The sequence below is a fragment of the Nonomuraea fuscirosea genome, from assembly GCF_003001935.1.
Taxonomy (GTDB): Bacteria; Actinomycetota; Actinomycetes; order Streptosporangiales; family Streptosporangiaceae; genus Nonomuraea; species Nonomuraea fuscirosea.
This window is the reverse complement of record NZ_PVNG01000015.1, coordinates 210741-235780: the sequence shown is the minus strand read 5'-3', so window position 1 is coordinate 235780 and position 25040 is coordinate 210741. Positions and strand designations below refer to the sequence as shown.

29 protein-coding genes are annotated in these 25040 nt (G+C 71.0%); 6 read left to right on the top strand and 23 right to left on the bottom strand.

Annotated features, from left to right (window positions below):
- Positions 1 to 84: 84 nt before the first annotated feature.
- Genes B0I32_RS32505 through B0I32_RS32475 form a run of 8 tightly spaced genes read right to left on the bottom strand, consistent with a single transcriptional unit; the run spans position 85 to position 8278 of the window.
- Complete coding sequence (locus B0I32_RS32505) at positions 85 to 972, bottom strand: glycosyltransferase family 2 protein (protein ID WP_106246278.1); 888 nt, start codon at positions 970 to 972, stop codon at positions 85 to 87.
- Positions 959 to 2407 carry an oligosaccharide flippase family protein gene (locus B0I32_RS32500; RefSeq protein ID WP_245956164.1) on the bottom strand — a complete coding sequence of 483 codons (1449 nt, stop codon included), beginning with the start codon at positions 2405 to 2407 and terminating at the stop codon, positions 959 to 961. Before B0I32_RS32500 ends, B0I32_RS32505 begins: the two co-directional genes overlap by 14 nt.
- Positions 2404 to 3369: a hypothetical protein gene (locus B0I32_RS32495; protein WP_106246276.1), complete on the bottom strand. Its 966-nt coding sequence runs from the start codon at positions 3367 to 3369 to the stop codon at positions 2404 to 2406. The genes B0I32_RS32500 and B0I32_RS32495 overlap by 4 nt, the downstream gene beginning before the upstream one ends.
- Positions 3366 to 4637, bottom strand: coding sequence for a DUF4910 domain-containing protein (locus tag B0I32_RS32490; protein WP_219912110.1), 1272 nt, complete (start codon positions 4635 to 4637; stop codon positions 3366 to 3368). The genes B0I32_RS32495 and B0I32_RS32490 overlap by 4 nt, the downstream gene beginning before the upstream one ends.
- Positions 4634 to 5653 (bottom strand): NAD-dependent epimerase/dehydratase family protein, encoded by a 1020-nt coding sequence (locus B0I32_RS32485; protein ID WP_106246275.1) that lies wholly within the window; start codon positions 5651 to 5653, stop codon positions 4634 to 4636. Before B0I32_RS32485 ends, B0I32_RS32490 begins: the two co-directional genes overlap by 4 nt.
- Before the next feature lie 5 nt (positions 5654 to 5658).
- Positions 5659 to 6309, bottom strand: coding sequence for a PIG-L deacetylase family protein (locus B0I32_RS32480; RefSeq protein ID WP_219912109.1), 651 nt, complete (start codon positions 6307 to 6309; stop codon positions 5659 to 5661).
- Positions 6306 to 7082 (bottom strand): sugar phosphate nucleotidyltransferase, encoded by a 777-nt coding sequence (locus B0I32_RS59050; protein ID WP_219912108.1) that lies wholly within the window; start codon positions 7080 to 7082, stop codon positions 6306 to 6308. The genes B0I32_RS32480 and B0I32_RS59050 overlap by 4 nt, the downstream gene beginning before the upstream one ends.
- Positions 7079 to 8278 (bottom strand): class I SAM-dependent methyltransferase, encoded by a 1200-nt coding sequence (locus tag B0I32_RS32475; protein ID WP_281262633.1) that lies wholly within the window; start codon positions 8276 to 8278, stop codon positions 7079 to 7081. The genes B0I32_RS59050 and B0I32_RS32475 overlap by 4 nt, the downstream gene beginning before the upstream one ends.
- Before the next feature lie 62 nt (positions 8279 to 8340).
- On the opposite strand from B0I32_RS32475, the gene B0I32_RS32470 reads away from it, so the two are divergent.
- A complete protein-coding gene (locus B0I32_RS32470; protein ID WP_106246271.1) occupies positions 8341 to 8928 on the top strand; it encodes a dTDP-4-dehydrorhamnose 3,5-epimerase family protein in 588 nt (195 codons plus the stop codon).
- Here B0I32_RS32470 and rfbD read toward each other — a convergent pair.
- The 10 genes from rfbD to B0I32_RS32420 form a co-directional block, all read right to left on the bottom strand.
- Positions 8910 to 9761: a dTDP-4-dehydrorhamnose reductase gene (gene rfbD, locus B0I32_RS32465; RefSeq protein ID WP_106246269.1), complete on the bottom strand. Its 852-nt coding sequence runs from the start codon at positions 9759 to 9761 to the stop codon at positions 8910 to 8912. The genes B0I32_RS32470 and rfbD overlap by 19 nt on opposite strands.
- Positions 9762 to 9786: 25 nt before the next feature.
- Positions 9787 to 10752, bottom strand: a complete 966-nt coding sequence (gene rfbB / locus B0I32_RS32460; RefSeq protein ID WP_106246267.1) for a dTDP-glucose 4,6-dehydratase — start codon at positions 10750 to 10752, stop codon at positions 9787 to 9789.
- Positions 10749 to 11816, bottom strand: a complete 1068-nt coding sequence (locus tag B0I32_RS32455; RefSeq protein WP_106246266.1) for a glucose-1-phosphate thymidylyltransferase — start codon at positions 11814 to 11816, stop codon at positions 10749 to 10751. Before B0I32_RS32455 ends, rfbB begins: the two co-directional genes overlap by 4 nt.
- A gap of 2 nt (positions 11817 to 11818) precedes the next feature.
- Positions 11819 to 13273 (bottom strand): sugar transferase, encoded by a 1455-nt coding sequence (locus B0I32_RS32450; protein WP_106246264.1) that lies wholly within the window; start codon positions 13271 to 13273, stop codon positions 11819 to 11821.
- Positions 13274 to 13606: 333 nt separating this feature from the next.
- Entirely contained in the window at positions 13607 to 13957 is a 351-nt protein-coding gene (locus tag B0I32_RS32445; RefSeq protein ID WP_106246263.1) for a hypothetical protein, read from the bottom strand.
- Positions 13958 to 14014: 57 nt separating this feature from the next.
- Entirely contained in the window at positions 14015 to 14659 is a 645-nt protein-coding gene (locus B0I32_RS32440; RefSeq protein WP_106246261.1) for a GntR family transcriptional regulator, read from the bottom strand.
- A complete protein-coding gene (locus B0I32_RS32435) occupies positions 14656 to 15600 on the bottom strand; it encodes an EamA family transporter (RefSeq protein WP_106246259.1) in 945 nt (314 codons plus the stop codon). Before B0I32_RS32435 ends, B0I32_RS32440 begins: the two co-directional genes overlap by 4 nt.
- A gap of 33 nt (positions 15601 to 15633) precedes the next feature.
- Complete coding sequence (locus B0I32_RS32430; RefSeq protein ID WP_106246257.1) at positions 15634 to 16017, bottom strand: hypothetical protein; 384 nt, start codon at positions 16015 to 16017, stop codon at positions 15634 to 15636.
- A gap of 57 nt (positions 16018 to 16074) precedes the next feature.
- On the bottom strand, positions 16075 to 16602 hold the full coding sequence (locus B0I32_RS32425; RefSeq protein WP_245956162.1) for a GNAT family N-acetyltransferase: 528 nt from the start codon (positions 16600 to 16602) through the stop codon (positions 16075 to 16077).
- An 11-nt stretch (positions 16603 to 16613) separates the two neighbouring features.
- A complete protein-coding gene (locus tag B0I32_RS32420; protein ID WP_106246256.1) occupies positions 16614 to 16985 on the bottom strand; it encodes an MmcQ/YjbR family DNA-binding protein in 372 nt (123 codons plus the stop codon).
- A 106-nt stretch (positions 16986 to 17091) separates the two neighbouring features.
- Between B0I32_RS32420 and B0I32_RS32415 the strand changes: the two genes are divergently transcribed.
- From B0I32_RS32415 to B0I32_RS32405, 3 genes are read left to right on the top strand one after another with little or no spacing between them, the layout of a single operon-like run.
- Entirely contained in the window at positions 17092 to 17886 is a 795-nt protein-coding gene (locus B0I32_RS32415) for a hypothetical protein (protein ID WP_106246254.1), read from the top strand.
- The gene (locus B0I32_RS32410) at positions 17808 to 18476 is read left to right on the top strand and encodes a DUF4166 domain-containing protein (RefSeq protein ID WP_106246252.1); all 669 of its coding nucleotides are present in this window, start codon (positions 17808 to 17810) and stop codon (positions 18474 to 18476) included. The genes B0I32_RS32415 and B0I32_RS32410 overlap by 79 nt, the downstream gene beginning before the upstream one ends.
- A 26-nt stretch (positions 18477 to 18502) precedes the next feature.
- Positions 18503 to 19165 carry a TetR/AcrR family transcriptional regulator gene (locus B0I32_RS32405; protein WP_245956161.1) on the top strand — a complete coding sequence of 221 codons (663 nt, stop codon included), beginning with the start codon at positions 18503 to 18505 and terminating at the stop codon, positions 19163 to 19165.
- Here B0I32_RS32405 and B0I32_RS32400 read toward each other — a convergent pair.
- From B0I32_RS32400 to B0I32_RS32385, 4 genes are all read right to left on the bottom strand, one after another.
- Positions 19110 to 19529 carry a VOC family protein gene (locus B0I32_RS32400; RefSeq protein WP_106246251.1) on the bottom strand — a complete coding sequence of 140 codons (420 nt, stop codon included), beginning with the start codon at positions 19527 to 19529 and terminating at the stop codon, positions 19110 to 19112. The genes B0I32_RS32405 and B0I32_RS32400 overlap by 56 nt on opposite strands.
- A gap of 143 nt (positions 19530 to 19672) precedes the next feature.
- Positions 19673 to 20410, bottom strand: a complete 738-nt coding sequence (locus B0I32_RS32395) for a polysaccharide deacetylase family protein (protein WP_106246249.1) — start codon at positions 20408 to 20410, stop codon at positions 19673 to 19675.
- A 59-nt stretch (positions 20411 to 20469) separates the two neighbouring features.
- Positions 20470 to 21399 (bottom strand): MBL fold metallo-hydrolase, encoded by a 930-nt coding sequence (locus B0I32_RS32390; protein WP_106246247.1) that lies wholly within the window; start codon positions 21397 to 21399, stop codon positions 20470 to 20472.
- 16 nt (positions 21400 to 21415) lie between these two features.
- Entirely contained in the window at positions 21416 to 22324 is a 909-nt protein-coding gene (locus B0I32_RS32385; RefSeq protein ID WP_106246245.1) for a LysR family transcriptional regulator, read from the bottom strand.
- Positions 22325 to 22465: 141 nt separating this feature from the next.
- On the opposite strand from B0I32_RS32385, the gene B0I32_RS32380 reads away from it, so the two are divergent.
- Positions 22466 to 23275: an isocitrate lyase/PEP mutase family protein gene (locus tag B0I32_RS32380; protein WP_106246244.1), complete on the top strand. Its 810-nt coding sequence runs from the start codon at positions 22466 to 22468 to the stop codon at positions 23273 to 23275.
- Between the two features lie 71 nt (positions 23276 to 23346).
- On the opposite strand, the gene B0I32_RS32375 is transcribed toward B0I32_RS32380, so the two are convergent.
- Complete coding sequence (locus tag B0I32_RS32375) at positions 23347 to 24036, bottom strand: hypothetical protein (RefSeq protein ID WP_106246243.1); 690 nt, start codon at positions 24034 to 24036, stop codon at positions 23347 to 23349.
- A 59-nt stretch (positions 24037 to 24095) separates the two neighbouring features.
- Here B0I32_RS32375 and B0I32_RS32370 point away from each other — a divergent pair, with 59 nt between their 5' ends.
- Entirely contained in the window at positions 24096 to 24824 is a 729-nt protein-coding gene (locus B0I32_RS32370) for a MerR family transcriptional regulator (RefSeq protein ID WP_106246241.1), read from the top strand.
- Positions 24825 to 25040: the final 216 nt, after the last annotated feature.

Here is a 25040-nt window from a genome sequence, read left to right as displayed (position 1 = left end):
GATGGTCCTCCAGAAGCGCACTTTTCCGCCCCCGTCACATTTTGTCCCGCTGCAAACGGGAAATCGCTCTGTTCATCGGACGTGTTACACGAGACGGGCCAGGGAGAGAAGCTTGCGGCTCCTGTGCGCGATGGTGCGCCGCTGCCGTCGCGCGAACATGCGCAGCACCGCCGTACGGGCCCGGCGGCGCTGCGCCTCGGTGAGCTCGGCCTGGCGCAGCCAGCGCAGCAGTTCCCGGCACTGGAGCGTGTTGGCCAGATGCGACTGCCAGGGCGGCACGTCGAGCCGGCCGGCCAGCCGGGTGATCCGTTCGGCCCGCCAGTTGCGGTGCGAGAGCACCTCGGGAACATGCGCCCACGGCCCGGCCAGTGCCAGCTTGGCCGCGTACACCTCGTCCTCGCGCAGCATGTTGCGCCGCGGGATCTCGGTCGCGGGCCCGCGCCGCAGCAGCCCGTAGAGCGGATCGATGAGGAACGGGCTCTCGTTGAGCAGCCTGAGCATCTCCGTGAACCGCTCGACCGGGTCGTCGGAGCCCAGCCCGGCGCCCTGTGCGGGGCCCGGGTAGGGGATGGTGGTGACCTGGCCGTCGCCGCGGGTGTAGGCCACCTGGTTGGTGACGAGGACGAGCCGCTCGTCGGCGGCGAAGGCGGCCAGGGCGCGGGAGACGCAGGAGGGCTCCAGGCGGTCGTCGTCGCCGATCCAGCGGATGTACGCGCCGCGCGAGATCCTCGCCGCGTGGGTGAAGTTGCCGAGCAGGCCGACGTTGCGCGGGTGCCGGTGGTAGACGATCCGCTCGTCGGCCGCGGCCAGGTCGCGGCAGAGCTCCTCGGTGGCGTCGGTGGAGGCGTTGTCGGAGATGACCAGCTCGATGCTCGGATGGTCCTGGCCCAGCACCGAGCGGATGACGCCTTCGAGGCGTTCCGCCCCGTTGCGTACCGGCAGGGCGATCGAGACGAGCTCAGAGTCGCGCATGGACCCTCCCTTGGCGTACGAGTCGCTTCAGCACGGCGCGCGGCACCACGACGAGCACGAACAGCAGCAGCCCCGCCCCGCCGGCCACGCACAGCTCGAAGAAGGCGCCGTCGATCACCGTGGCCAGCGCCGTCATGACGCCGCCGGCCAGCGCCCCGCCCAGCAGCGGCCGGGCCAGCCCCGCCCCGACCAGCCGCACGGGTACGCCCGAGCGCCGCAGGGCCACGGCGAGCAGCGGCAGCGCGACCAGCACCGCGATGACGGCGTGCGCCATGGCCGCGCCCCTGATGCCGTCGAGCCCGGCGCCGATGAGCAGCGCGGGCAGCAGCGCGGCGGCCCAGCACAGGTTCACCCACATGGTCGCCTTCGTCCGGCCGAGCGCCGCGAGGATGTCGGTGATGAGCAGGCTCAGCATGCGCACGGCCATCACCATGGCCAGGAAGCGCAGCGCCTGGGCGGCGGGCAGCCAGGACGCGCCGTACAGGAACTCCACGACCGCGGGCGCGAGCGTGCTCAGCAGCGCGGCGATCGGCAGCACCAGGCCGGCCAGCAGCGGCACGGCCTGCCGCACGCCCTCTCGCGTCGACTCCTCACCCTCCTCGGCCAGGCGCGCGAAGCTGGGCAGCGCGACGTAACGGATGGCGGTGCCGATGAGGCCGGGCACCCAGCTGGAGATGTTGTACGCGAGCAGGTAGTAGCCCAGCAGCACGGGTCCGAGCACGTCGCCGACGATGACCGCGTCCATGTTGAGCAGCAGCCCTTCCAGGCCCAGGCTGACGCAGAGCGGCAGCCCGAAGCGCAGCAGCCGGGCCGCCAGCACGCGGTCGAAGCCGAGCTCGATCTTGACCCGGGCCAGGACGAGCACGAGCAGGCCGGTGAGCACGCCGCCGCTGAGCTGCCCCCAGGCGAAGCTGTAGGCCCCGGCGCCGTTCGCGGCCAGGGTGATGGAGACGGCGGCGGTGACGACGAAACCGGCCAGGTTCGCCCAGGCCAGCTTGTCCTGCTCGAACCTGCGCATGAGCGTGGCGCTGCGGACCGCGGTGAGCCCGTAGACGACGTTGGTGGCCATGAGGACGCGGATCACCCACGTGGCGTCCTCGCTGCCGGCCAGCCGCGCGTAGAACGGCGCGATCACCCAGAACAGGGCGTAGAGGGTCAGGCTGGAGGCGATGGCGACCACGGTGGCCGTCGGGGCGACCTCCTCCAGCCGGCCGCGCCACTGCACGGTCGCCGCGATCACCCCGGCGTCGTTGATGTAGATGACGAACTGGGTGGCGGCCAGGGCGATGGCGAACACGCCGAAGTCCTCGGGCACCAGCAGCCTGGCCAGCACCAGGCTCATCGTGAACGAGCCCGCCCGCATCACCAGGTTGCCGAGCAGGCTCCAGCGCAGGCCGCGCCCGGCCTTGCGGCCTATGTCGCCGACTTCGCTCACGGGGCTTCCCCGCCGGCCGGCACCCGTTCCAGCCAGATCTCCCGCCAGAACGGGACGAACTCGCGCGGGCAGTTGGCGTTGTAGACGCCCTCGCAGACCAGGTCGTCGAGGATGATGCAGGGGCTCTTCATGTGCAGCATGCGCCCGGTCTTCTCATCCAGGCAGCGCTCGACCCTGGCGCGCACACGCGCGGTCCTGCCGCAGTAGCGGGCCATCTCCTCCTCGAACCCGAGGCCGCGGTTGAGCAGGTCATCGTTGAGCGTGTCCAGGATCTCGTCCTTCGACTTGATCCTGACCAGCTCGCCCGGCCGCAGGTCCAGGCTGCCCGTCGGGGTGACCCGGCCGGCCCGGCCCTGGACGAAGCCCCAGCGCAGCCCGCCCCTGATCCACAGGCGGCGCGGCAGCAGCTTCCTGCTGACGTCCTGGAAGCGGTTGAACAGCCCGACGAGGAACGTGCGCACGGTCGCGAGCACGCCCGCGTTGCCGGTGCGCACGTCCGTGACGTACTGGCCGAGGTCGCGGAAGGGCAGGCAGGTGGGGGCCGCGCGGAGCAGCTCGGTGGCCTGGCAGGCGTAGCCGTCCTCGCCCTTGCGGGTGTTGACCTCCAGCAGCTTCAGCAGCCGCTCCTCGGGCACGGCCGGGGCCTGGGGCGCGTCTGGTTCGACCCGTTTGAGCCAGGCCTCCTTCCAGTAGAGCGAGCAGGCCGTCTGGCAGCCGCCGTGCCCGCCGCCGTCGCAGCGCGCCCCGGTGAGGTGCACGGCACGTTCCATCCGCCGCATGCCGCTGCGGCTGATCGTGTCGCAGAGCTTGTGCGCCACCTTGTGCACGGTCATCCGCCGCCCGCAGAAGGCCAGCATCTCCGGCATGAACGGCAGGCTCTCCAGCTCGCCCCGCTCGTCCAGCGTGGCCAGGATCTCCGCCTCGCTCCGCACCTCGACGAGGTCCCCCACCCGCAGGTTCATCCGCCCTCTCCCACCCGCTTGAGCAGGCCCGCGCCCTCCAGCGCGCCCGCCGCCTCGGCGACCGCCCCGAAGGGCAGGCCCGACCGCTGCGCGATGTCCAGCAGGCCGTGATCGCCGTCGGACAGGTTCAGCACCCATAACATCGCCATCTGCGCCTGTTTCGTGTCACTTCTGCCGCCGAGTGAGCCGTACAGGCCGCGCCGGCCCAGCTGCGGCTCCCCGTACGGGCTCAGGTTCTGGTAGCGGCCGTCACGTTCCAGCACCTGGACCGCCGCCCACAGCGCGTCCAGGGTGTCGGCCATGGCCTCCGGCGAGACGAAGCCCACGTCGTCTCCCGAGGTGTGGTATTCGGGGTAGCCCGCGTACGGCGTCCTGGTCAGGCTGCCGACGGGCAGGTTGAAGCCGGGCGAGCAGAACTGCCGCTCGTCGTACCCGTACGGCGCGAAGTCGACGACCGTGTGCGGCCTGTCGCGCAGCACGGCCGTCATCACCCGGTCGATCGGCGCGTCCCCGCGCCGGCTGCGCTTGTACGTCAGCGCACCCGGGTCCCCCGCGCAGGCCAGCGTGAGCCCGTGCCGCACGCGCCCGGTGCGCTCCCGGTTGCGCGCCAGCCAGGTGATGGCGCCGATCGTGCCGGGGGCGAACAGGAACCGGTAGGTGTGGCGGGGCTCGCGCAGCCGGCCCGCGAGCGCGGTGGCCACGGCGATGCCGGCCAGGTTGTCGTTGGCCAGCGACGGATGGCAGACATGGCAGGAGATGAGCACCTCCTCGTCGGTGCGCCCCCGTACGACGTGCTCGGCGTACGTCAGGTGCCCGTCGGCCAGCGTCGAGTCGATCACCACCTCGTACGGCCCCGGCCCCATCCCGTCGAGCGTGTCCTGGCTCAGGCAGAACCCCCACGTCTCGGCGTAGTACGAGGTCCGGTAGGGCACCAGGCCGGGCTGCTCGGGCAGCGTGTGCAGGTGGGGGCGCAGCTCGTCCAGCGTCATGACGGCCGAGACGGGCACGCTGTAGCCCACGACGTGCAGGTTCGACCGCCGGAAGTCCACCACCCTGGTCCCGGACGGGTCCTTGACGTAGGCGTCGCGGATGTTCCACTCCCTGGGCACGGTCCAGTCGAGCACCTGGGTGCCGGTGGGCACCTCGTGCACCTCCAGCTCCAGGTGCTCGCCGACGATGTCGAGCGTGGCGCGCACACCGTCGCCCGTGATGGAGCGGCACAGCGGGTAGAGCCGCTCCACCAGGGCGTGCATCTCCTCGCCTGTCACGTCCGCAGGTCCTCGGAGACCGTGCCGGCCGCGCGGCGGTCGGCCAGCCAGGCCAGCCTGGTGAAGCGCTGGCGGAAGTCCGTGACCGTCAGCCCGTGGCACCGGTAGGCGTCGGCCAGCTCGACGGCGCCCGCCTTCACCGTCCAGCGGGCGTGCAGCTCGGGCAGCGCCGCGCGGATGCGGGAGAAGTCGACCCGGTACGAGCGCGGGTCGGCTCCCGTCTCACCGGTGACCAGCAGCTCGGAGCCGGGCACCGCCTCCACGACGTGCTCGGCGATCTCGGCGACGGTCAGGTTGTTCTGCTCGCCGCCCACGTTGAACGCCCTGGCGTGCACGGCCGCGCGCGGCGCGGTGAGCGCGGCGGCGAAGGCGTCGGCGATGTCGGCCACGTGCACGAGGGGCCGCCACGGGGTGCCGTCCGACAGCACGCGAACCTGCCCGGTCAGGTGGGCGTGGCCGACGAGGTTGTTCAGCACGATGTCGGCGCGCAGCCTCGGCGAGAAGCCGAACGCGGTCGCGTTGCGCAGGAACACCGGGGTGAAGTCGGCGTCGGCCAGCTCGATCAGCTCGTCCTCGACGCGGACCTTCGACTCCGCGTACGGGGTGACGGGGCGCAGCGGGGCGTCCTCGCCGAGCAGGTCGTCGCCGCCGGAGGCGCCGTACACCGAGCAGGTGGAGGCGTACAGGAAGCGGCGCACGCCCGCGTCGCGGGCCAGCCTGGCCAGCCGGACCGAGGCGTGGTGGTTGATGTCGTAGGTCAGCTCGGGCGCGAGCGCGCCCAGCGGGTCGTTCGAGAGCGCGGCGAGGTGGATCACCGCGTCGAAGCCTTCGAGCAGCCCGGCCGGCACGTCGCGCAGGTCCATCCGGTGACCCGGCGGGTCGTCCGGCGGCGGGCCGAGCACGCACTCGGCGAACAGCCCGGAGTCGAGGCCCACCACCTCGTGGCCGGCCCGGGCGAGCACCGGCGCCATGACGGTGCCGAGATAGCCCTGGTGCCCCGTGAGTAACACACGCATGCCGATCAGCCTCCAGCTAGATCTAGGGCGAGTTTGTGCAGGTAGAACGCCTCCGCATGGCGTGCGTGACACTCGATGCCGCGGATTCTGGCCAGCCCCAGGAATGCCTCCCTGTCGAACCAGGGGCGGTGCCGCTGCGAGGGGTAGTGCTCCCACAGCAGGTTGACCTTGCGCTCGGCCAGGGCCAGGTCGAGCGGCTGGTAGGCGTTGGGCCGGCCGAGGTCGCCGTCCCATTTGACGATCTCGTACCCGAGTGTGAGGTGGTCGCGGAAGGCGGTGGGCACGAGCTGGGCCAGCCCCCGGTGGTCCTGGTGCGCGTCGCCCGCGTGCGGCGCCAGGATCAGGTCCGGCTCGGTACGCAGGCGCAGCCCCTCGACCGCGGCCTTGGCCTCGTCCCAGTGGGCCGGCAGCCGTCCGTCGGGCAGCTTGCCCACCTCGACGCGCAGGTCGGCGCCGGGGCAGAAGGCGGCCAGCGCGGTGCGTTCCTCCTCCTCGCGTACGGTCCCGCCCCCCGACAGGATGAGCGCGTCGACCTTGATGCCCGGGTGGGCGGTGCACATGACCAGGAGCGTGCCGCCCGCGCCGATGGCCAGGTCGTCGCAGTGGGCCGCCAGCAGCGCGATCCGGCGCAGGCCGGCCGGGAAGAGCCGGTTCACACCCGCTCCCACAGGGCCCAGGGCCGTTCGCCGCGGGTGTAGGCCCGGTCCAGCTCCATGCGCTGGTTGACGGTGTCGGTGGGCCGCCAGTAGCCGCGGTAGGGGTAGGCCATCAGACGGCCGCGCTTGGCCAGCTCCTTGCAGCCGTCCACGAGCAGGTCGCCGTTCTCGGGGATGTGGTCGAAGATTTCCTGACGTAAGACGAAATATCCGCCGTTTACCCATAAGGGCATTTCGGTGACCGCGGTGATCTGGCCGACCATCCCGTTCTCCCCCACCTCCACGCAGTGGAAGGTGCCCGGCGGCGGCACCGCCATGAGCGTGCCGCCCGCCCCCGACGCGGCGAACCTGCCGATGATCTCCGGCAGCGGCGCGTCCGTGAGCACGTCCGCGTAGTTGGCCAGGAACATCTCCTCGCCGTCCAGGTGCTCGCGCACCCGGCGCAGCCGCTCCCCGATCGACGACTCGACCCCCGTGTGGATGAAGGAGATCGTCCAGTCGGAGATGTCGTTGCCGAGCAGCTCTACGTCGCCGCCGCGCAGGACGAAGTCGTTGCTGGCGGTCTCCTCGTACCTGAGGAAGAAGTTCTTGATCTGCTCGGCGCCGTAGCCGAGGCAGAGCACGAACTCCTTGTGCCCGAAGTGCGCGTAGTAGCGCATGACGTGCCAGATCAGCGGCCTCGGGCCGACGAGCTGCATCGGCTTCGGCATGTCGCCTGAGCCGCCCGTACGCATGCGCGTGCCGTACCCGCCGCAGAAGAGGACGACCTTCACACGACCTCCAGTGTGGGGATGGGGAAGACCAGCCGGCCGCCCCAGTCACGGATGTAGGACAGCTGCTCGATCAGCTCGTCCCGCAGGTTCCACGGCAGGACGAGGACGTAGTCGGGCCGGTCCGCCGCGATGCGCTCGGGCGGGAAGATCGGGATGCGCGCGCCGGGGGTGAACTTGCCGTGCTTGTACGGGTTGCGATCCACCGTGTACGCCAGCAGGTCGGGCCGAACCCCGCAGTGGTTCAGCAGCGTGTTGCCCTTGCCCGGCGCCCCGTACCCGACCACCGTGCTGCCCTCCTCGGCCGCGTTGACCAGGAAGGTCAGCAGGTCCCGCCGGACCTTGGCCACCCGTTCGGAGAAGTCGATGTAGCCCGAGAGGTCGTGCAGCCCCGCCGCCTTCTCCATCGCCAGCACGTCGGCCACCCGCTGCGAGGGCGTGCCCGAGGGGCGGGCCCACAGCCGGATGGAGCCGCCGTGCGTGGTCAGCAGCTCCACGTCCACCAGCGTCAGCCCGCCGCCGGCCAGGGCGCGCCGGGCGGAGGCGACCGTGTAGTACTGGAAGTGCTCGTGGTAGATCGTGTCGTACTGGTTCAGCCGCATCAGCGTGAGCAGGTGCTGCACCTCGATCGAGACCACGCCGTCGTCGGCGACCAGCGTGCGCAGGCCCTCGGTGAAGCCGATCACGTCGGGGATGTGCGCGTAGACGTTGTTGGCCACCACGTGATCGGCGGTGCCGTGCTCCCGTACGACGGCACGGGCGCTCTCGGGGGTCAGGAACGCCGTCACCGTCGGCACGCCGCGTTCCCTGGCCGCCTCGCCCACGTTCACCGACGGCTCGATGCCCAGGCAGCGCACGCCCCGGTCCACCACGTGCCGCAGCAGGTAGCCGTCGTTGCTGGCCACCTCCACCACGAACGCGTCCGGCCGCGGGTCCAGCTCGGCCACGAAGGCGCGGGCGTGCTCGACCCAGGAGGCGGAGTAGGAGGAGAAGTAGGCGTAGTCGGTGAAGGTGTCCTCGGGGGTGATCAGCGGCGGGATCTGCGCGAGCCAGCACGACGTGCACACGCGCAGGTGCAGCGGATAGGTCGTCTCTGGCTCTTCCAGCTGCTCGGCGGTGAGGATGCGCTCGCAGGGAGGTGTGGCCCCGAGGTCCACCACGCTGGCAAGCTCCGCCGAGCCGCATAACCGGCAAGTCATCATTCGCACGCTCCAAGAGATTGATATTTCGCCGGGGCCGGTGATCTCGTTACTGTCGGACCATGGATCCCCTCGGCATCGATGGCGCCTGGCGTCACACGCCGCGCGTCCACACCGACCCCCGCGGCGCGTTCTTCGAGGCCTTCCGCGCCGCCGACCTGCCCCGGCGGTTCGACCTGGCCCAGGTCAACTGCTCCGTCTCCGCCCACGGCGTGCTGCGCGGCGTGCACTTCGCCGACGTGCCGCCGGGACAGGCGAAATATGTGATGTGCCTGTCCGGCAGCGTCATGGACGTCGTCGTGGACCTGCGCGCGGGCTCGCCCACGTTCGGCCGGTGGGAGGCCGTGACGCTCGACGACGAGTCGCGCACGGCGGTGCTCATCGGCGAGGGGCTGGGGCACGCGTTCATGGTGCTCAGCCCGAGCGCCACGGTCGCGTACCTGTGCTCCGAGCCCTACGCGCCGGCTCGCGAGCACGGGGTGCACCCGCTCGACCCGGACCTGTCGATCGGCTGGCCGGCCGGCGTCGCGCCCGTGCTGTCGGAGAAGGACGCCAAGGCGCCCACCCTCGCGGAGGCGCTGGCCGGCGGGCTGCTGCCGGACCACCGCGCGTGCGAGGAGTTCTACGCTGATCACACCACGCTCCGCTGACGGCTCATCGCCAGCACGGGCCAGGCCGCGTGCAGGGCCTCGCGCCAGGGCCTGATCGGCTGCCATCGGGTGTGGGCCAGCACGCTGTTGGCCGGCCGCACCGCCGCCCGCGGCAGCCGTGCGGACGGCACCGGGCGCACCCGTCCCGGATCCTCGCCGAGCAGCGCGAAGATCTCCTTGGCGAACCCGCACCAGGTCGTCTCCCCCGAGCTCGTGCCGTGGTAAACGCCGGGCGGCAGGTCCGACTGCGCCAGCCGGACGAGATAGTCGGCCAGGTCGGCGCTCCACGTCGGCTGCCCGCGCTGGTCGTCGACCACGTCCACGGTCGGCCGCTCCCCGGCCAGGCGGATCATCGTGCGGACGAAGTTGACGCCGTGCGCGCCGTACAGCCACTCCGTGCGCACCACGTAGTGGCCGTGCTCCAGCGCCGCCGCCTCGCCCGCCAGCTTGCTCCTGCCGTACGCGTTCACCGGCCCGGTCCGCGCGTCCTCCCGGTACGGCAGCGCGGCCGTGCCGTCGAAGACGTAGTCGGTGGACACCTGGACCAGCCTCGCCCCCACGAGGTCGCACGCCTCGGCCAGCCAGCGCACGGCGGTCCCGTTGACCGCCAGCGCGTCGGCCTCGTTCGCCTCGGCGTCGTCCACCGCCGTCCAGCCGGCGCAGTTGAGCACGACCCTGGGCCGGTAGGCGGAGACGAAGTCGCGCACCGCCCGCCGGTCGCGCACGTCCAGCTCGCCACGCCCGAGCGCGAGCACCGGCTCACCGGTCAGCGCGGTCCGGTCGAGGGCGTCGTTCGCGAGCATGCCGCCCGCCCCCGTGATGAGCCACCTCATGCCGCCTCCAGGCATAAAAGAGCGATCATCGCGCCCACCAGTCGCGGTGCTCCGCGTACCAGCGGACGGTGTCCTTCAACCCCTGCTCGAACGGGACCCTCGGCCGGTAGCCGAGGCCGCGCAGCTTGGTGTCGTCCAGGGAGTACCGGCGGTCGTGACCCTTGCGGTCGGCGACGTACTCGACCATGTCCCAGTCCCGGCCGCAGGCTTCGAGCAGGCGGGTGGTGAGCTCCTTGTTGGTCAGCTCCGCCGTGCCGGCGATGTGGTAGACCTCGCCGGGTTCGCCCCGCTCCGCGACCAGGCGGATGCCCGCGCAGTGGTCGCGGACGTGGATCCAGTCCCGGACGTTGCCGCCGTCCCCGTACAGCGGCACCTTCCTGCCGCGCAGCAGGTTCGTGATGAACAGCGGGATGACCTTCTCGGGGTACTGCCTGGGCCCGTAGTTGTTGCCGCAGCGGGTGATCGAGACGTTCATCCCGTACGTGATCGCGTAGGCGCGCGCGATCAGGTCGCCGCCCGCCTTCGAGGCCGCGTACGGCGAGCGCGGCCGCACCGGCGCGGCCTCGTCCCATGAGCCGATGTCGATCGACCCGTACACCTCGTCCGTCGACACCTGAACCACCTTCGGCACCTCCGCCTCCAGGCAGGCCTGGAGCAGGGTCTGGGTGCCGAGGACGTTGCTGTGCATGAACGGCGCGGCGCCCTCGATCGAGCGGTCGACGTGCGACTCCGCGGCGAAGTTGACCACCAGGTCGTGCCCGGGGACGACGCGGGCGAGCAGCTCGGCGTCGCAGACGTCCCCGTGCACGAACGTGTGCGCGACCCCGTCGAGGTTGGCCCGGTCGCCCGCGTACGTCAGCTTGTCCAGAACGGTGACGTCCAGTTCGGCCCCATCCAACGGCGGGGGGTCGGCGGGGGTCGTCTCGCGGAGGCTCCGGACGAAGTGGGAGCCGATGAATCCCGCACCACCCGTCACCAGAATTCTTGTCATGGACTGATCTGTACCTTGCTGTGATCGCCCAGTACGAGACGGTGGGCTTTGGGCGTGTTGGGGGCCGACGTGATCTCGACGTCGTGTCCGATCAGCGACGACTCGATCCGGCCGACCCCGGCGATGGTGGCTCTGGGCAGCACGATCGAGTACTCGATCTCACTGCCGGTGATGGTGCACGAGGCGCCGATCGAGGTGGACGGGCCGATGTAGCTGTCCTGGATCCTGGCGCCGGCGCCGACGATGGCCGGGCCCACGACGCGGGAGCGCTCGACCACCGCCCCCGGCTCGATCGCGACCCGGCCGATGAGCTCGCTGACCGCGTCCACCTGCCCCTGGACCAGGGGTTCGACCGATTCGAGCACCAGCCGGTTGACCTCCAGCATGTCGGTGACATTGCCGGTGTCCTTCCAGTAGCCGGAGATCACCGAGGACTCGACGCGCAGCCCGGCCTCGATCAGCCACTGGATCGCGTCGGTGATCTCCAGCTCGCCCCGCCCCGACGGCTTGAGCTCGGCCACCGCCTCGTGCACGGCCGGACCGAACAGGTAGACGCCGACCAGCGCCAGATCGCTCTTGGGCCGGGACGGCTTCTCCTCCAGGCCGACCACGTGCCCTTCCGTGTCCAGCTCGGCGACCCCGAACTGCCGCGGGTCGGCGACCTTCGTGAGCATGATCTGCGCCGCCGGCCGTTCCCCGGCGAACCGCTCCACCAGGTCGTTGATGCCGCCCACGATGAAGTTGTCGCCCAGGTACATGACGAAGTCCTCGTCGCCCAGGTAGTCGCGGGCGATCAGCACGGCGTGGGCCAGCCCGAGCGGCGCCGGCTGGCGCAGGTAGGTGACCTGCAGCCCGAACGCCGAGCCGTCGCCCACGGCCGCCTCGATCTCGGCGTGGGTGTCGCCCACCACCAGGCCCAGCTCCGTGATCCCGGCCGCGGCGATGGCCTCCAGGCCGTAGAACAGGACCGGTTTGTTGGCGACCGGGACCAGTTGCTTGGCCGAGGTGTGCGTGATGGGTCGTAGCCGTGTGCCCGACCCCCCGGCGAGCACGAGTGCTTTCACCGCTAGTACGCCCCTTCTCCACGGGTGACGACGGACCAGGTCTTCCAGAGGATCTGCAGGTCCAGGATGAGCGACCAGTTCTCCACGTACCGCAGGTCGAGGCGGACGGACTCCTCCCAGGTCAGGTCGGAGCGTCCGCTGACCTGCCACAACCCGGTCATGCCCGGCTTGACGACGAGGCGGCGGCGCACGTCGGCGCCGTACTTGCCCACCTCTTCCGGCAGCGGGGGGCGAGGGCCGACGAGGGACATCTCGCCGCGCAGGACGTTGAGCAGCTGGGGCAGCTCGTCGAGGGAGTATTTCCGCAGGAAAGCGCCCACCCGGGTGATCCTTGGATCGTTCCGAATTTTGAAGAGCACGCCGTCGAACTCGTTCTCTTCGAGGAGTGCGCCCTTGAGCCTCTCCGCATCCACCACCATCGTACGAAATTTCACGACCCGGAACTCTTTGCCGTCTCGGCCGACCCGCACCTGGTGAAACAGGGCGCCCCCGGGGCTGGTCAGGCGGATCACCAGCGCCAGCACCAGCAGCGGCAGCGCCAGGACCAGCAGCGCGATCCCCGCGCCCATCCGGTCGAACACGGCCTTCACGAACTGCCGGCTGCCGTTGAACTCGGGATGCTCCACGTGCAGCAGCGGCATCCCCGCGACCGGCCTGATGCTGATGCGCGGCCCGGCCACGTCGAGCAGGGCCGGAGCCACGAACAGATCCGTGCGCGCCGTCTCCAGGCTCCAGGCCAGCCGGCGCAGCGCGGCCCCGTCGAGTTCGGGGCAGGCCAGCACGGCCACCGCGTCGGCCCGCTCCCGCTCCACCACGCTCGCCACGTCGCCGAACGATCCCAGCACCGGGATCCCGTCCAGGTCCACGTCCATCGCATGGTCAGGAAGGCAGGCTCCCACCACCCGCATTCCGTGATAGGGCTGGCGCCGGAACTGCAGCACCAGGTCGAGGATCGACTCCCGGTGCCCGACCGCGATCACCTGGCGCATGTAGTCGCCCGCCGCTCTCCTTCGGTGGAGCCGCTTGCGCATGCGATAGCGGTAGTAGAGCGTGGCCAGCAGCGCGAGCGGCAGCATGGCCATCACGAAGCTGCGCGCGATCACGGTCTGCGTGGCGTAGGCCATGATGGCGACGGCGGCCATCAGCCCGGCGCCGCCGTTGAACACCGCCTTGAACTCCTCCGTTCCCTCGCCGTTGGCGCGCTGGCGGTACGCGCCGCCCATCATGAGCGCGAGCGGCCAGGCGGCCACGAGGCCGAACCCCAGCACGTACTCGGCCGCGGGGATGTAGGCGCCGGCGATCAGCCGCACACCCAGCACGCATACGCAGGCGAACAACGCGCACATCGTGTCCCCGGATAACAGGAGCCGTAGGTACGCGCGCGTCCAGATGCTCGACGCGCGGCGTGGTACGGCCTCGAGGAGCACGACGGCGGACTCCCCAGTCCCCACCCTCATAACACCATCCTGACAACTCTGTGCACCGCGATAACCGGACGTTCCTTGAGCCTCGTGGGTTGACAGCTCCCACGAACAACAAGGGCGGCGGCCCCCACTAAAGAGTAAAGATCGATTCCGGCCCGGGAAATACCGTCAAATGTCCACAATCGGACGATTGCCGGGCGGGTGAAGGGGTTGACGGAACGATCCATCAGTGGCAGCAGTACGCAGGTGAAATGCGAGTTTTGCCAGGATATTTCGGGAGGTTACCGTTATGCGAAACGGCTAGTCGTACACGAGATCAGAGCTGGTCCTGCGCGGCGTAGAGCCGGCCGAACTCCCGAACCAGAGCTAGTCGTACTCCAGATCGGGAAGCGCCGACGGCGGGTCGGGGCTGCGCCAGACGACCACGACGCCGTCGTGCGCGGAGTCGCTCGCCACCGTCAGCCGATCGAGGTCGAAGTCGGGCAGATAGCGCAGGCGGGCCAGGAACGTGGCGTCCGTGGCCGAGCGCGGCACGACGCAGCCCTCGCCGTCGCGGTCGAGCAGGATGTAGAGGACGTCTTCCCCGGCTTCGGTGACGACACGGACCTCCACCACGTCCTCCCAGGCGAGGGCTTCGACGCTACCGTCCGCGTAGTGACGAGTGACGCCCTCTTCCGTGACATACACGTAGGAGTCCGGCATCGGATTGCCGTGCATGGCCGCGATTCTTGCGAGTTACGGGGCACCACCGCAAGGGTTCGCGCTCATTGGCGCTCAGGCGGGACCCGGGGGACGCTCCTCGCCGCCCCAGGAGTGGCTGAGATGCGCCGCCACCGTCGCCCGCGCGACCTCCTCCGGCCCGTTCGCGATGGCCTCCAGCAACTCGCGGTGCTCGCGGACGAGCACGTCCCTGTCCTTGTAGACGGCGCGCAGCCGGACCAGCCCGAGCCTGGTCTCGACGGCCAGCGCGCCGTAGAGCCGCTCCAGCCGCGGACTGCCGACCGCCTCGATGAGCGCCTGGTGCAGCGCCATGTGCTCGCCCACGATGTCCGACCAGGGCGCGTCGGCGGGCAGCGCGGCCATCCGGTCGAGCGCGGCCTGCGCTCCCGGCACCGTCCGGCCGGTCAGGGCCCGCGCCATCAGGTCCTCCAGGGGGCGGCGGACGTACATGAGATCTTCGAGGTCCGAAAGCGTCACCTCGGGGACATAGGCGCTGCGGTTGCGCTCGCGCCGCAGCACCCCCTCACTGACCAGGACCGCCAGCGCCTCGCGGACGGTCGGCCTGGCCACCCGGTAGGCCGCGGCGATCTCCTGCTCGGGCAGCGCGGTGCCGGGCCGGATCTCGCCAGACAACACCCTGCTGCGCAGGGCGTCGGCGAGCGCTCCGACGGTGGAGACGGGTCTGAGGGGCAAGGTCACGGCTGCGACTCTAGCCGCATTTCCGGTGTACGTTCCGGTACGGCCACAGCCACCAAACTGAGACCCAGCAGCACCAGCCCGGCGATCGAGACCGGGGCCAGCCGCTCGCCCAGCACCACCAGACCGAGCAGCGCGGCGACGGTCGGCTCGGCCAGGGCCAGCGTGGCGGCCGTGGCCACGGGGGTGGTGCGCAGGCCGCGGCCGTACAGGAAGTAGGCCAGGCCCGTGGTGCCGAGCCCGAGGTAGAGCACGGCGGCCAGGGCTCCGGGCGAGGCGATCCAGCCGGTCCCGCTCAGCATCAGCACCGGCAGCATGATCACCGCGGCTCCGCCGAACATGACCCCCATCACCGCGTTGGACTCACCGCCCTGCCCGATCGCCCGCGCCGCCGTGACCGCGTAGAACGCGTAGAGCAGCCCACCCAGCAACGCGAACAGAATCCCGGCCATCACCTGCGATCCACCCTGCGCGGCCACCTGCGCACCTGCCTCTGCGCCCGCCTGCGCGCCCGACCGTGCGCCCGCCTGCGCGTCTGCTCGGATGCCGCCGCCGGCGATCAGCGCCGCGCAGCCGCAGACGGCGGCGGTGGTCGCCGCGGCCCAGCGCCCGCTCGGCCGGCGGCCGTGCAGCAGCCACGACAGCAGCCCGGTGAACACCGGCCCGCTGCCGATCGCGACGACGGTCCCGATCGCGACCCCGGTACGGCTCACGGCGGCGAAGAAGCACAGCTGGTAGGCGGCCACCGCCACCGCGCCGAGCAGCAGCGCCGGGCTGACCGCGCGGCGCAGCCCGGCTCCGGCCAGCAGGGCGAGCGCGGCACCGCCGATCACCAGCCGCGCGGCGGCCAGGGCCACGGAGTCGGCGGTGACGAGCAGGCCGGCCGTGCCCGCGGTTCCCCAGAGCACGGAGGCGCCGACGACGGCGAGCGGTCCCTTCCTCATGAACCTATTGTCAGACAACCAGACACTCTTCGTCTAGTTGTCCGACAATTCTTCGAGCAAACCGTCGATCAACCGCACCGCCGGAGCCGCCACCTCCCCCGCGTAGTCGTCGAACACGGCCAGTCCGTCCTGGATCGCCTGCACGCTCTTTCGCGGCAGCTCCAGCAGCGGCTCGCCCTCCGCGTCGATGCCGCCGTCCACGTGGAAGACGTCGCCGCCGGTCACGATGGACACCTCGAAGCGCACCTCGCGGCCGTCGGGCAGGGTGAAGACGGCGCCGACGCGGACGCCGGCCGGAGGAAGGAAAGTGGTGAAGCGCTCACTTCTGACGAAGGGGTGGCGTAACTCCGCGAAGATCTCCGACGCCCGCCCCAGGGCCGCCAGCAGCCCGGCCGCGGCCAGACTCGCGCTGTCCATCCCGCAAAGGGTAGTTCAGCCCCACTCACCCTGACCAGGCCACGGGCGTGCGGCCGGTCAGTCCGTCACGAGGCGGGCGTGGCGTTCGACGTCGTAGCGGACGCCCTCGTCGCTGAGCTTGCCCCGCTCGATCCCCTCGGGCAGGAACCCCGCCTTGGTGGCCACCCGGCACGAGGCCGGATTGGTCGTGCGGTGACCCAGCTCCAGCCGGTAGAGCCCGCGCTCGTCGAACGCCCACCGGGCCAGCAGCTCGACAGCCGCCGCCGCGACCCCCTTCCCCCTGGCCTCGGGCACCACCCAGTAGGACACCCATCCGTTGTCGTTGCCGTCGATCCGATCCACCGCGACGTTGCCGACGACCCGCTCCCCCACCGTCACCGCGAAGGTGTGGCCGACGCCCGACCAGGCGGCGATCCAGCCCGCGGCGTCCTGGAGCGTGAGCACGGGCAGCGGCGCCTGCGGCCGCAGATCGGGCGTCTGGAAGGCACGCAGCACGACGGGCGCGTCCTCCTCGGACCAGGGCCGCAGCCAGACCGGCGCGTCGTCGTCGGACCAAGGACGCGGCCGCACGTTCACAGAAGTCACGTTGCCCGAGATTACGGCGCTTGCACCTTCTGTCCGATCGGGTGGGTGGCCTCGAAGTCGTCGACGAGCTGCCTGGGCGCGGTCAGGCACCACGCCTCGGCCATCAGCTCGAACAGCTCCTCGGCGTCGATCCGGTCGAGATGCACCACCACCCAGCCGAACCGCCCCGCCGTGAACTGCACCTCGAACACCTCGGGCCGCTCACTGACGAGCGCGATCTGCTCCTCGATCGTGGCCTTGAGCCCGACGGTCTCGGTCGCCTCCCACAGATAGCCGAACCCCTTGCCGTGCACCCTCAGCGCGACCCACTCACCGCCGTGGCCCTGCTGGACCTCGGGCAGCTCCTTCAGCAACTCCAGGAACTCATCGACGCTCACACCCATGCCGCCTGTGTACCAGAACCGACCGACACTTCCGAGCCTCTTGAGCGACTGCTTAAATAGCTCTAGTCTGCGATTAAGCGTCCGCTCAACTTCTGGCGGTGTCAGTATGCGCGTGTACGTCGAGACCCTGATCAAGGCCGACCTGGAGGAGGTGTGGCAGGCCACCCAGGACCTGGCCCAGCACCAGCGCTGGGACCTGCGCTTCGGCCGGATCCAGGCAAAGCCCGGCGGCCGGCTCCGCTACACGACGCTGGGCATTTCCGGCACGGGCCTCGCCACCCGGAGCCGCCGCCTCACCAGAAGCCCGACCGAAAGCCGCACTGGCAGCCTGTCCGGAAGCCGTATCGGAAGCCGCTCCGAAAGCCCTTCCGGGAGCCGCACCTCCGCGCTCCGGTTCGGCTCGGCCCACCCGCTCTCCCCCATCCGCTCAGGCTCCGGCTACTGGCGTTACCTCCCCGCGCCCGGCGGCGGTGTCCGCTTCCTCACCGGCTACCGCTATCGCCCGAACGTCCTGCCCGCCCGCCTGATGTGGTGGGCCACGGCCTGGTCGTTCGACCGGCTGCGCCTGTGGCTGGAGACCGGCAGGACCCCCGAACGCCTCCTGCGCCAGGCCCTGGCCGAGGCCGCCCTGCGCACGGCCGCCGTAGCGCTGGCCGCCTGCGCGCTGCCGCCCCTGGCCGTCCTGGCGGTCGCCGCACTCGCCCTCGCCGTCCCGCCCCTCCCGACCACACCGGCGGCCCGCCGCTGCCTCCGCCGTCCCCCGCGAAACCCCACCGACCATCACGACTCCCGCGCCCAGTACGGAAACGGAGCGACCCCACCATGCCCTCGATCTTCGAACGCGCGCTCGGCCCCGACTTCGCCCGCCTCCACCCCCAGCTCCAGCGCCGCTTCCGGGTAGGGCTGGACAGCGGCGAGGCGTGCGTGGGCACCGGCGTCATGCACCGCGTCTGGAACGCCGGCCTCGTCGTCCAGCCGTTCCTGGCCCTCGGCCGCCGCCGCAACATCCTCGTCGCGGAGACCGGCCACGATCTCCCGTTCCGGATCGAGAACTATCCGTACGCCGACTCGTACGGACGCGAGACCGTGACCTTCGTCCGCACCTTCCCGCACAGCCGCTTCGACGCCACCATGATCTACGACGAGACCCGGGCGCAGGTGCTCGACTACCTGGGCAGCCACCAGCACATCGCGGCCCCGCTCCAGCTCGCCGTGGACGACCGCGGCGGCCTGGTCATCCGATCCGGCCGCCAGCGCCTGCTGGAGGGCCCGCTCGCCGTCCGCATCCCGTCCGCCGCCACGGGCACCGCCGTGGTCAGCGAGCACTACGACGACCGGATCGGGCGCTTCAGGATCGGGGTGACCGTCTCCAACCCGCTGCTCGGCCGGATCTTCGGCTACTGGGGCACCTTCACCGCCGCGTACGTGGACGTCGCCGAGCACGGCGTGCCCGCTAGCGTTAGGCCGAGACGGGAGGACGCCCGTCGCTGACCCGTCCCGACGATCCGGGGAACCTGGTGGCCGACACACGTACCAAGCTGCTCGACGCGGCGCTCGAAACGCTCAAGAAGCAGGGCATGGCCGGCGTCTCCGCCCGGACGATCGCCACCGCGGCCGGCGTCAACCAGGCCCTCGTCTTCTACCACTTCGGCAGCGTCGACCAGCTGCTCGCCGCCGCCGTCGAGCGCGGCTGCGAGCAGCGCATGGTCCTCTACCGCGAGCGCTTCGCCGCCGTGACGACCCTGCGCGAGCTGCTCGACCTCGGCCGCGCGATCCACGAGGAGGAGCGTGCCGAGGGCAGCGTCGCGGCGCTGGCCCAGCTGCTGGCCGGCAGCCAGACCGACAGCAAGCTCGCCCCGGCGGTGGTCGGCGGGCTGAACCTCTGGATCGGCGAGGTGGAGCAGGCGCTCGGCAGGGTGCTGGCGACCTCGCCACTGGCCGAGTTCGCGGACGTGTCGGGCCTGGCCAAGGCGACGGCGGCGGCGTTCGTCGGGCTGGAGCTGTACGAGGGCGTCGACACCGACGGCGCCGCCCAGGCTCTGGACGCGCTTGAGGAGCTGGCGGTGCTGGTGACGGCCCTGGAGGACATGGGCCCGATGGTCCGCCGGGTCGTGCGCGCCCGGCTCACTCGTAGTATCGGACCTCGATCACGTTCCCATCGGGATCGGGAAAGTAAATAATCTCCGGCGCGATTCCGCGGGCCCCGAAGGAATTGGTCCTGGTTCCGGAGACCTCCACGTCGTGGCGCTTCAGCCGTACCTGGAGCGCCTCGAAGTCCTCCTCGTTCACGGCCAGGCAGAAATGATTCACCGGATGCCCGGCGCTGCCCCGTACACCGGTCGCCTCGTCCACGCCGCGCATGGCCTCAAAGGACATCAGGTCGAGAATGGTGTCGGGCGAGATTCGCACGCTCGGAAAAGGCGCCCTCCCATGGCGGAACTGCTCGGCCCTGACTCCGGGGAGCCCGACCACCTGCTCGTAGAACTGCAGGGATAAGAGCTGATCCGAGACCCAGCAGACGAGGTGGTCCAGGCGTGCGCGCATTCAAGCACCTCCGTTTTTCCTCCAATATCTGCTGTACGAATCGCCCTGTCCACCTGGCCGCCCGTAAGAAAAGCGGATTCGGCGCCGGACAACGCCGAATTTTCCCGTCGGCGGCGGCCTTGACGGGTGTCATGAACGGCGGGTCAGCGCTGTCGCAGGGCGAGCAGTTCGGCGACGGTGACGAATCGGTAGCCTTGCTCGCGCAGTTCGGTGACCAGCCCCACGATGGACTCCCGGGTGGCCGCGCCGCCGGCGTACCAGGGGTGCAGCAGGATGATCGATCCCGGCCTGACCTCGTCGCGGACGGTCGTGACGATCTCGGCGGCGGTGGGGGTGGCGCCGGAGTCCGGCTCGATGTCCCACATGACCGTGTGCCGCTGGTGCTCGTCCAGGTAGAGCGGCAGGCTCAGCAGCTTCTTGCCGGTCGGCGGGCGGAACACGATGTCGCCCTGCTGGCCGGCCGCGCGGATGGCCCGGTCCGTACGCTCGATCTCCTCGGCCACGGTGGCCTTCGACACGAAGACCATCCGCCGGTGGCTGTAGGTGTGGTTGCCGAGCTGGTGCCCCGCGTCCACCAGCGCCTTGGTCAGCCGGGGATGCGCCTCGACCTGGGAGCCGACGACGAAGAACGTCGCGCGCACCCGCTGCTCGGCGAGCACGTCGATGAGCTCGCGCGTGTGCTCGTCGGGCCCGTCGTCGAAGGTCAGGGCGACGACCTTCTCGTTCGTCTCCACGCGGTCGGTCAGCTCTCCCGCCAGCTGGAAGCTGCGGGCGTTCATCAGCTGGTAGAGACCCGTGGCGGTCAGCAGGAGGACGACCGGGAGGAGTGCGAGCAGCAGCCTGACCCCTCGCCGGTGTCCGGTCGTTGCGGCTGTCTTCATGGGTGATCATGGAATCACGTGCGGCGGGCCCAGGTGACCCGTTTGCCGACGAAGACGGGTCAGTGCTGGTGCTGCTCGGGCAGGTGGCTGTCGGCGTGCGCCCAGACCAGCACGTTCGCCACGTCGTCCTGGCGCTCGAAGAAGTCGAGCACCTCCTGGTCCGAGTGACGCAGGCTGAAATGGGTCAGCACGAAGAGCGTGTCGGGGTGGGCGACCACGTACGGCTTGAGCTCGCTCCACACCGTGTGCCCCACGCGCCGCGCCCGATCGAGCTCGGCGTCGTCCAGATAGGTGCATTCGGTGATGATCACCGGATACTCGGACAGCCACCCGCCGCGCCCCAGCGCACGGGCGTGCGTGTCGCCGAGATAGGCGAACAACGGCCGCCGGACCTGCCGATCGACCGCCTCGCCCCGCTTCCTCCTGTCCGCGACGGCCCGGCCGAAGGCGCCGGGATCCAGCGTCTCCTTCAGCGCCTCGATCTCCGGCAGGAGGGCGCGCCGGTTCTCCGCGACGCCGTACCCGACGCTGGGCACCTTGTGCTCGGTCGCCAGCACCCGTACCGTGTGCGACCCGTTCCTGCCGAAGCGGAACTCCGCGCCCGGCCGCACTCCGTGCACCCGCGCTCCCGCCGCCAGCGCCGGATCGAAGGCGGCCGCCTGGTTGAGTTCGGTCGTCGCGCGCAGATAGTCGCGCACGTACGGCAGCGCCGCCTCCGGCACGTACATGTCGACCCCGGTCGACCGCGTGGCCAGGAAGTCGAGGTCCTTGGAGTGGTCGAGATGCGCATGCGTCAGCAGCACCGTGTCGGCCTGCCGCCCCTCGGCCAGCCCCGCGTCGAGCGCCAGCTTCAGCTCAGGCACGTGGAAGAACGTCTTGTCGTTGGCACGCGAGTAGCCGGTGAGGGTCAGCGAGGTGCCCGGCATCCGCCACGTCTTCCACTGCCGGAACGGATGCCCGCGCTCCAGCCGGTCCGGCCTCATGATCATGGCGAGAGGATAGCGCTCACCGCAGGCTGGGAGTGTGCTCGTGCAGCGCCTCCAGGAACGCCTCGACGAGCGGCCCCCGGTGGCCGCGCCCGCGACGGATCACGACCACCGGCAGGCGCGCGTCCAGCCCGTCGATCTCGATCGCCCGCAGGCTGCCGAGCCGCAGTTCCTCGCGCACGCTGCTGGTGGGCATGAGCGCCACCCCGAGCCCGGCCTGCACCAGCCGCTTCTGCGCGGTGAGACTGTCCACCCTGGTCACCGGCGCGCCCGCCGGCAGGAGCCGGTCGAGCAGGGCGCCGAAGGAGTCGGGCTGACCCCGTTCCGGCGAGAACCCGAGCCACCGCTCGCCGCGCAACTCCCCCAGATCGGGCAGCCGCCCGGCGGTGACGGGATGCGCGGCCGGGACGACGACCGCCAGCCGCTCCGCCCCGAGCGGGATCGATTCCAGGCGCGGATCGGCGTCGGCGAAGTACCGCAGCCCGAGGGAGGCCTCGCCGGTCCGGACGAGCGCGCTGACCTGGCGGCTCGACGCGGTGGTCAGCTCGACGAAGACGTCCTCGTGGCGTGACTCGAACGCGCGCAGCGCGTCCACGATGTGGGAGTCGGCCAGGGTGCCCACGATGGCCAGGCCGAAGGTCCTGCTCCCGCCCGGCCGCGCGGCCTGCTCACGGACGGCCCGCTCGGCATCGCGGACGGTCGCGAGCACGGTCTCCGCGTACGGCAGCAGCGCCCGCCCCGCCCCGGTCAGCCGCACCCGGCGGCCCGCCCGCTCGAACAACGGCACCCCCACCGACCGTTCCAGCTCGCGGATGCGGCGGCTGACCGCCGGTTGGGAAAGGTTGAGCCGCCGCGAAGCCTCGGTGAACCCACCCCACTCCGCGACCGCCACGAAGGCCACCACCTCGTCGATCGTCATCACTTCCATCAGTTTTCCTGATGAACAGCATCCGATCTATGCATTTGCCTTCAGAACCCCGCAGCCGGACAGTGGACCACACCACCCCGACTTTCCGCCCGCACCTGAACCACCCACCCCTCCAGGGACGACCACGACGGGAAAGCCACCATGACCGACCAGGCCGCCGCGGCCGTCCGCTTCCGCGAGCTGCACGAGCGCCCCGAACCCCTCCTGCTCCCCAACCCCTGGGACCCCGGCACCGCCCGCCTCCTCGCCTCGCTCGGCTTCGAAGCCCTGGCCACCACCAGCCTCGGCGTGGCCAACCAGCTCGGCCGCAGGCGGGCCAGCAGACAGGCCATCCTCGGCAACCTCCGCGCCATCAGCGACGCCACGCCGCTGCCCGTCAACGCCGACCTGGAGAACTGCTACGCCGACGACCCCGCCGAGGCGGCCACGATGATCGCGGACGCCTGCGCCGCCGGCGCCGTGGGCGCCTCCATCGAGGACGCCACCGGTGATCCGCGAGCGCCGATCTACGACTTCGGGCTCGCCGTCGAACGCGTCCACGCGGCCGTCGAGGCCGCCCGTGCCCTGCCCATCCCCTTCGTCCTCACCGCGCGAGCCGAGAACCTGCTGTGGCAGGCCGGCGACCTCGACGACACCATCAGCCGCCTGCGGGCGTTCGAGGAGGCGGGCGCGGACGTCCTGTACGCCCCCGGGTTGCGCACGCTCGACGAGATGCGTGCGGTGGTGTCCTCGGTCGGCGGACCGGTCAACGTCGTGATGGGCTTCGCCGACCCGGAGATCACGCTGGCCCAGCTCGCCGAGATCGGCGTCCGCCGGGTGAGCATCGGCGGAGCGCTCTCCCGGGTGGCGCTGCGCTCGTTCATGGACGCGGCCAAGGAGATGCGCGCCGGCCACTTCGGCTTCGTCACGCGCATGGCCCCGCTCACCGACCTCCACCCTCTCTTCACCTGACAACCGTCGGCCCCCGTTCGCCTGCGCAGGGCCTCGTGCGCCGGCGCAGGGCCCGAGTCCTCCTCCTCCTGTCACGGGACGTCCCGTCTGCGCAGATACCGACCGCCCAGGACCGCGTACCAGATCATGACGGGCAGGTGGAGCGCGTACCCGAGCTGCTCCAGCCCAGGGGCGGGGCCGGCCGCGCCCGTCGTCCAGGGCAGGACGACCGCGCTCAGCCCGGACAGGGCGGCGATCAGGCCGGCGACCCGGAGCCCGGCCGGCATCGCCCAACCCACGGCGCCGGCGACGGTGGCCGCGACCCACAGCAGCCCGGCCAGGTTGACCGTCCACTTCGCGGTGAGCAGCACACCCATGGCCACGGTCTCGACCCCCGGAGCCGCCGGCCGGGCCGCCAGCTGGGTGACGGCCAGATTCCCCGCATCGTGCAACACCCCCGCCAGCCCCGCCCCGGCCAGCAGCCCCCCGGCCAACCTCTCCAGGTACGGCCTCCACGCCTGTGCCGGCACCGGCTCGGCGTGCACCGCCCCGGCCAGCACCAGCCCAGCCGCGGTCAACCCCATCCACCCCACCACGTCGAACGCCAGCTCGGCCAGATGCACCCCGACCTGCTCACGTACCGCGATCAGCACAGCACCGGAGTCGTACGGATTCAGGGTCAACCCCGATGGCACCACGAGGGCCGTACCGGCGACCATGGCAACCAGCGAGATCAGCAGCAGCACGCCGGCGAGCCGGCGCCGGGGGTTCGGATCGCTCATGGACCGGACGCTAGAACCCTGACGCGGCGACAAGGTCAACCCATCGGGAGAGGAACGTCATGTGGCGGATCGGCCAACTGGCCCGCATGGTGGGCGTATCCGAACGAACCCTGCGCCACTACGACAAGATCGGCCTCCTGATCCCGGCAGCGACCGACCACACCACCGGCTACCGCTGGTACGGCGTCACCGAACTGTCCAGACTCGAACGCATCCGCGGCCTGCAACGCCTCGGCCTCCCCCTGCGCCAGATCGCCGACCTGCTGGACGCCCCGGAGTCACAGCTGCGGCAGGCGCTGACCGAGACCGTCGCGACCCTCCGCCGTGACATCGCCACCCTGACCACCACCGCCGCACACGCCGAAGACCACCTCACCGCCCCGACGTCGATCCTGCCCCAGCAGACCCGGGTAGGCCCACGCCGCCTACGCGTCCACCGCATGACTCTCGACCACCCCGCGCAGCTGGCGGCACTCTGCCCACCACCCCCGGCGACCCTGCTGACCTGGCTCCACGGAAACCCGGCCGGCACCTTCACCGCCGCCCTGACCACCGAAGACGCCACCGAACACCTCACCCTGCCGCCCCGCACGGTCGTACGAGCCGTCGTTCCACCCACGACCGGCGTGATCCGCGCCGGCCAGGACCTGTTCGCCTGGCTGCACCGCCACCACCTCACCATCACCGGCCCCACCATCGAGGACCACCTCACCGACGCCGACGGCGCTCACGCCACCATCCTGGAGATCCCCTGCACCCCCACCCCGGACCCAAGCCGACCACACTGACGACCACGCCATCCCCAGACCCGTGATCGTGCATCTTCCCGCCGGATGAGCCCTCAGTACGCATGGTCTGAACGCTTCCCCGCGCAACCGGCCACCAGGCGATCAGTCCACTCGGCGAGCCGTACCCTTGGGCCGCCGAAGCGGAGGTCCGCGGAGCTGGAACAGCGGCTGAGCACGCGGCCCCCGCCGAGTTACCGGCAGTTCCTCCTGTTCGCC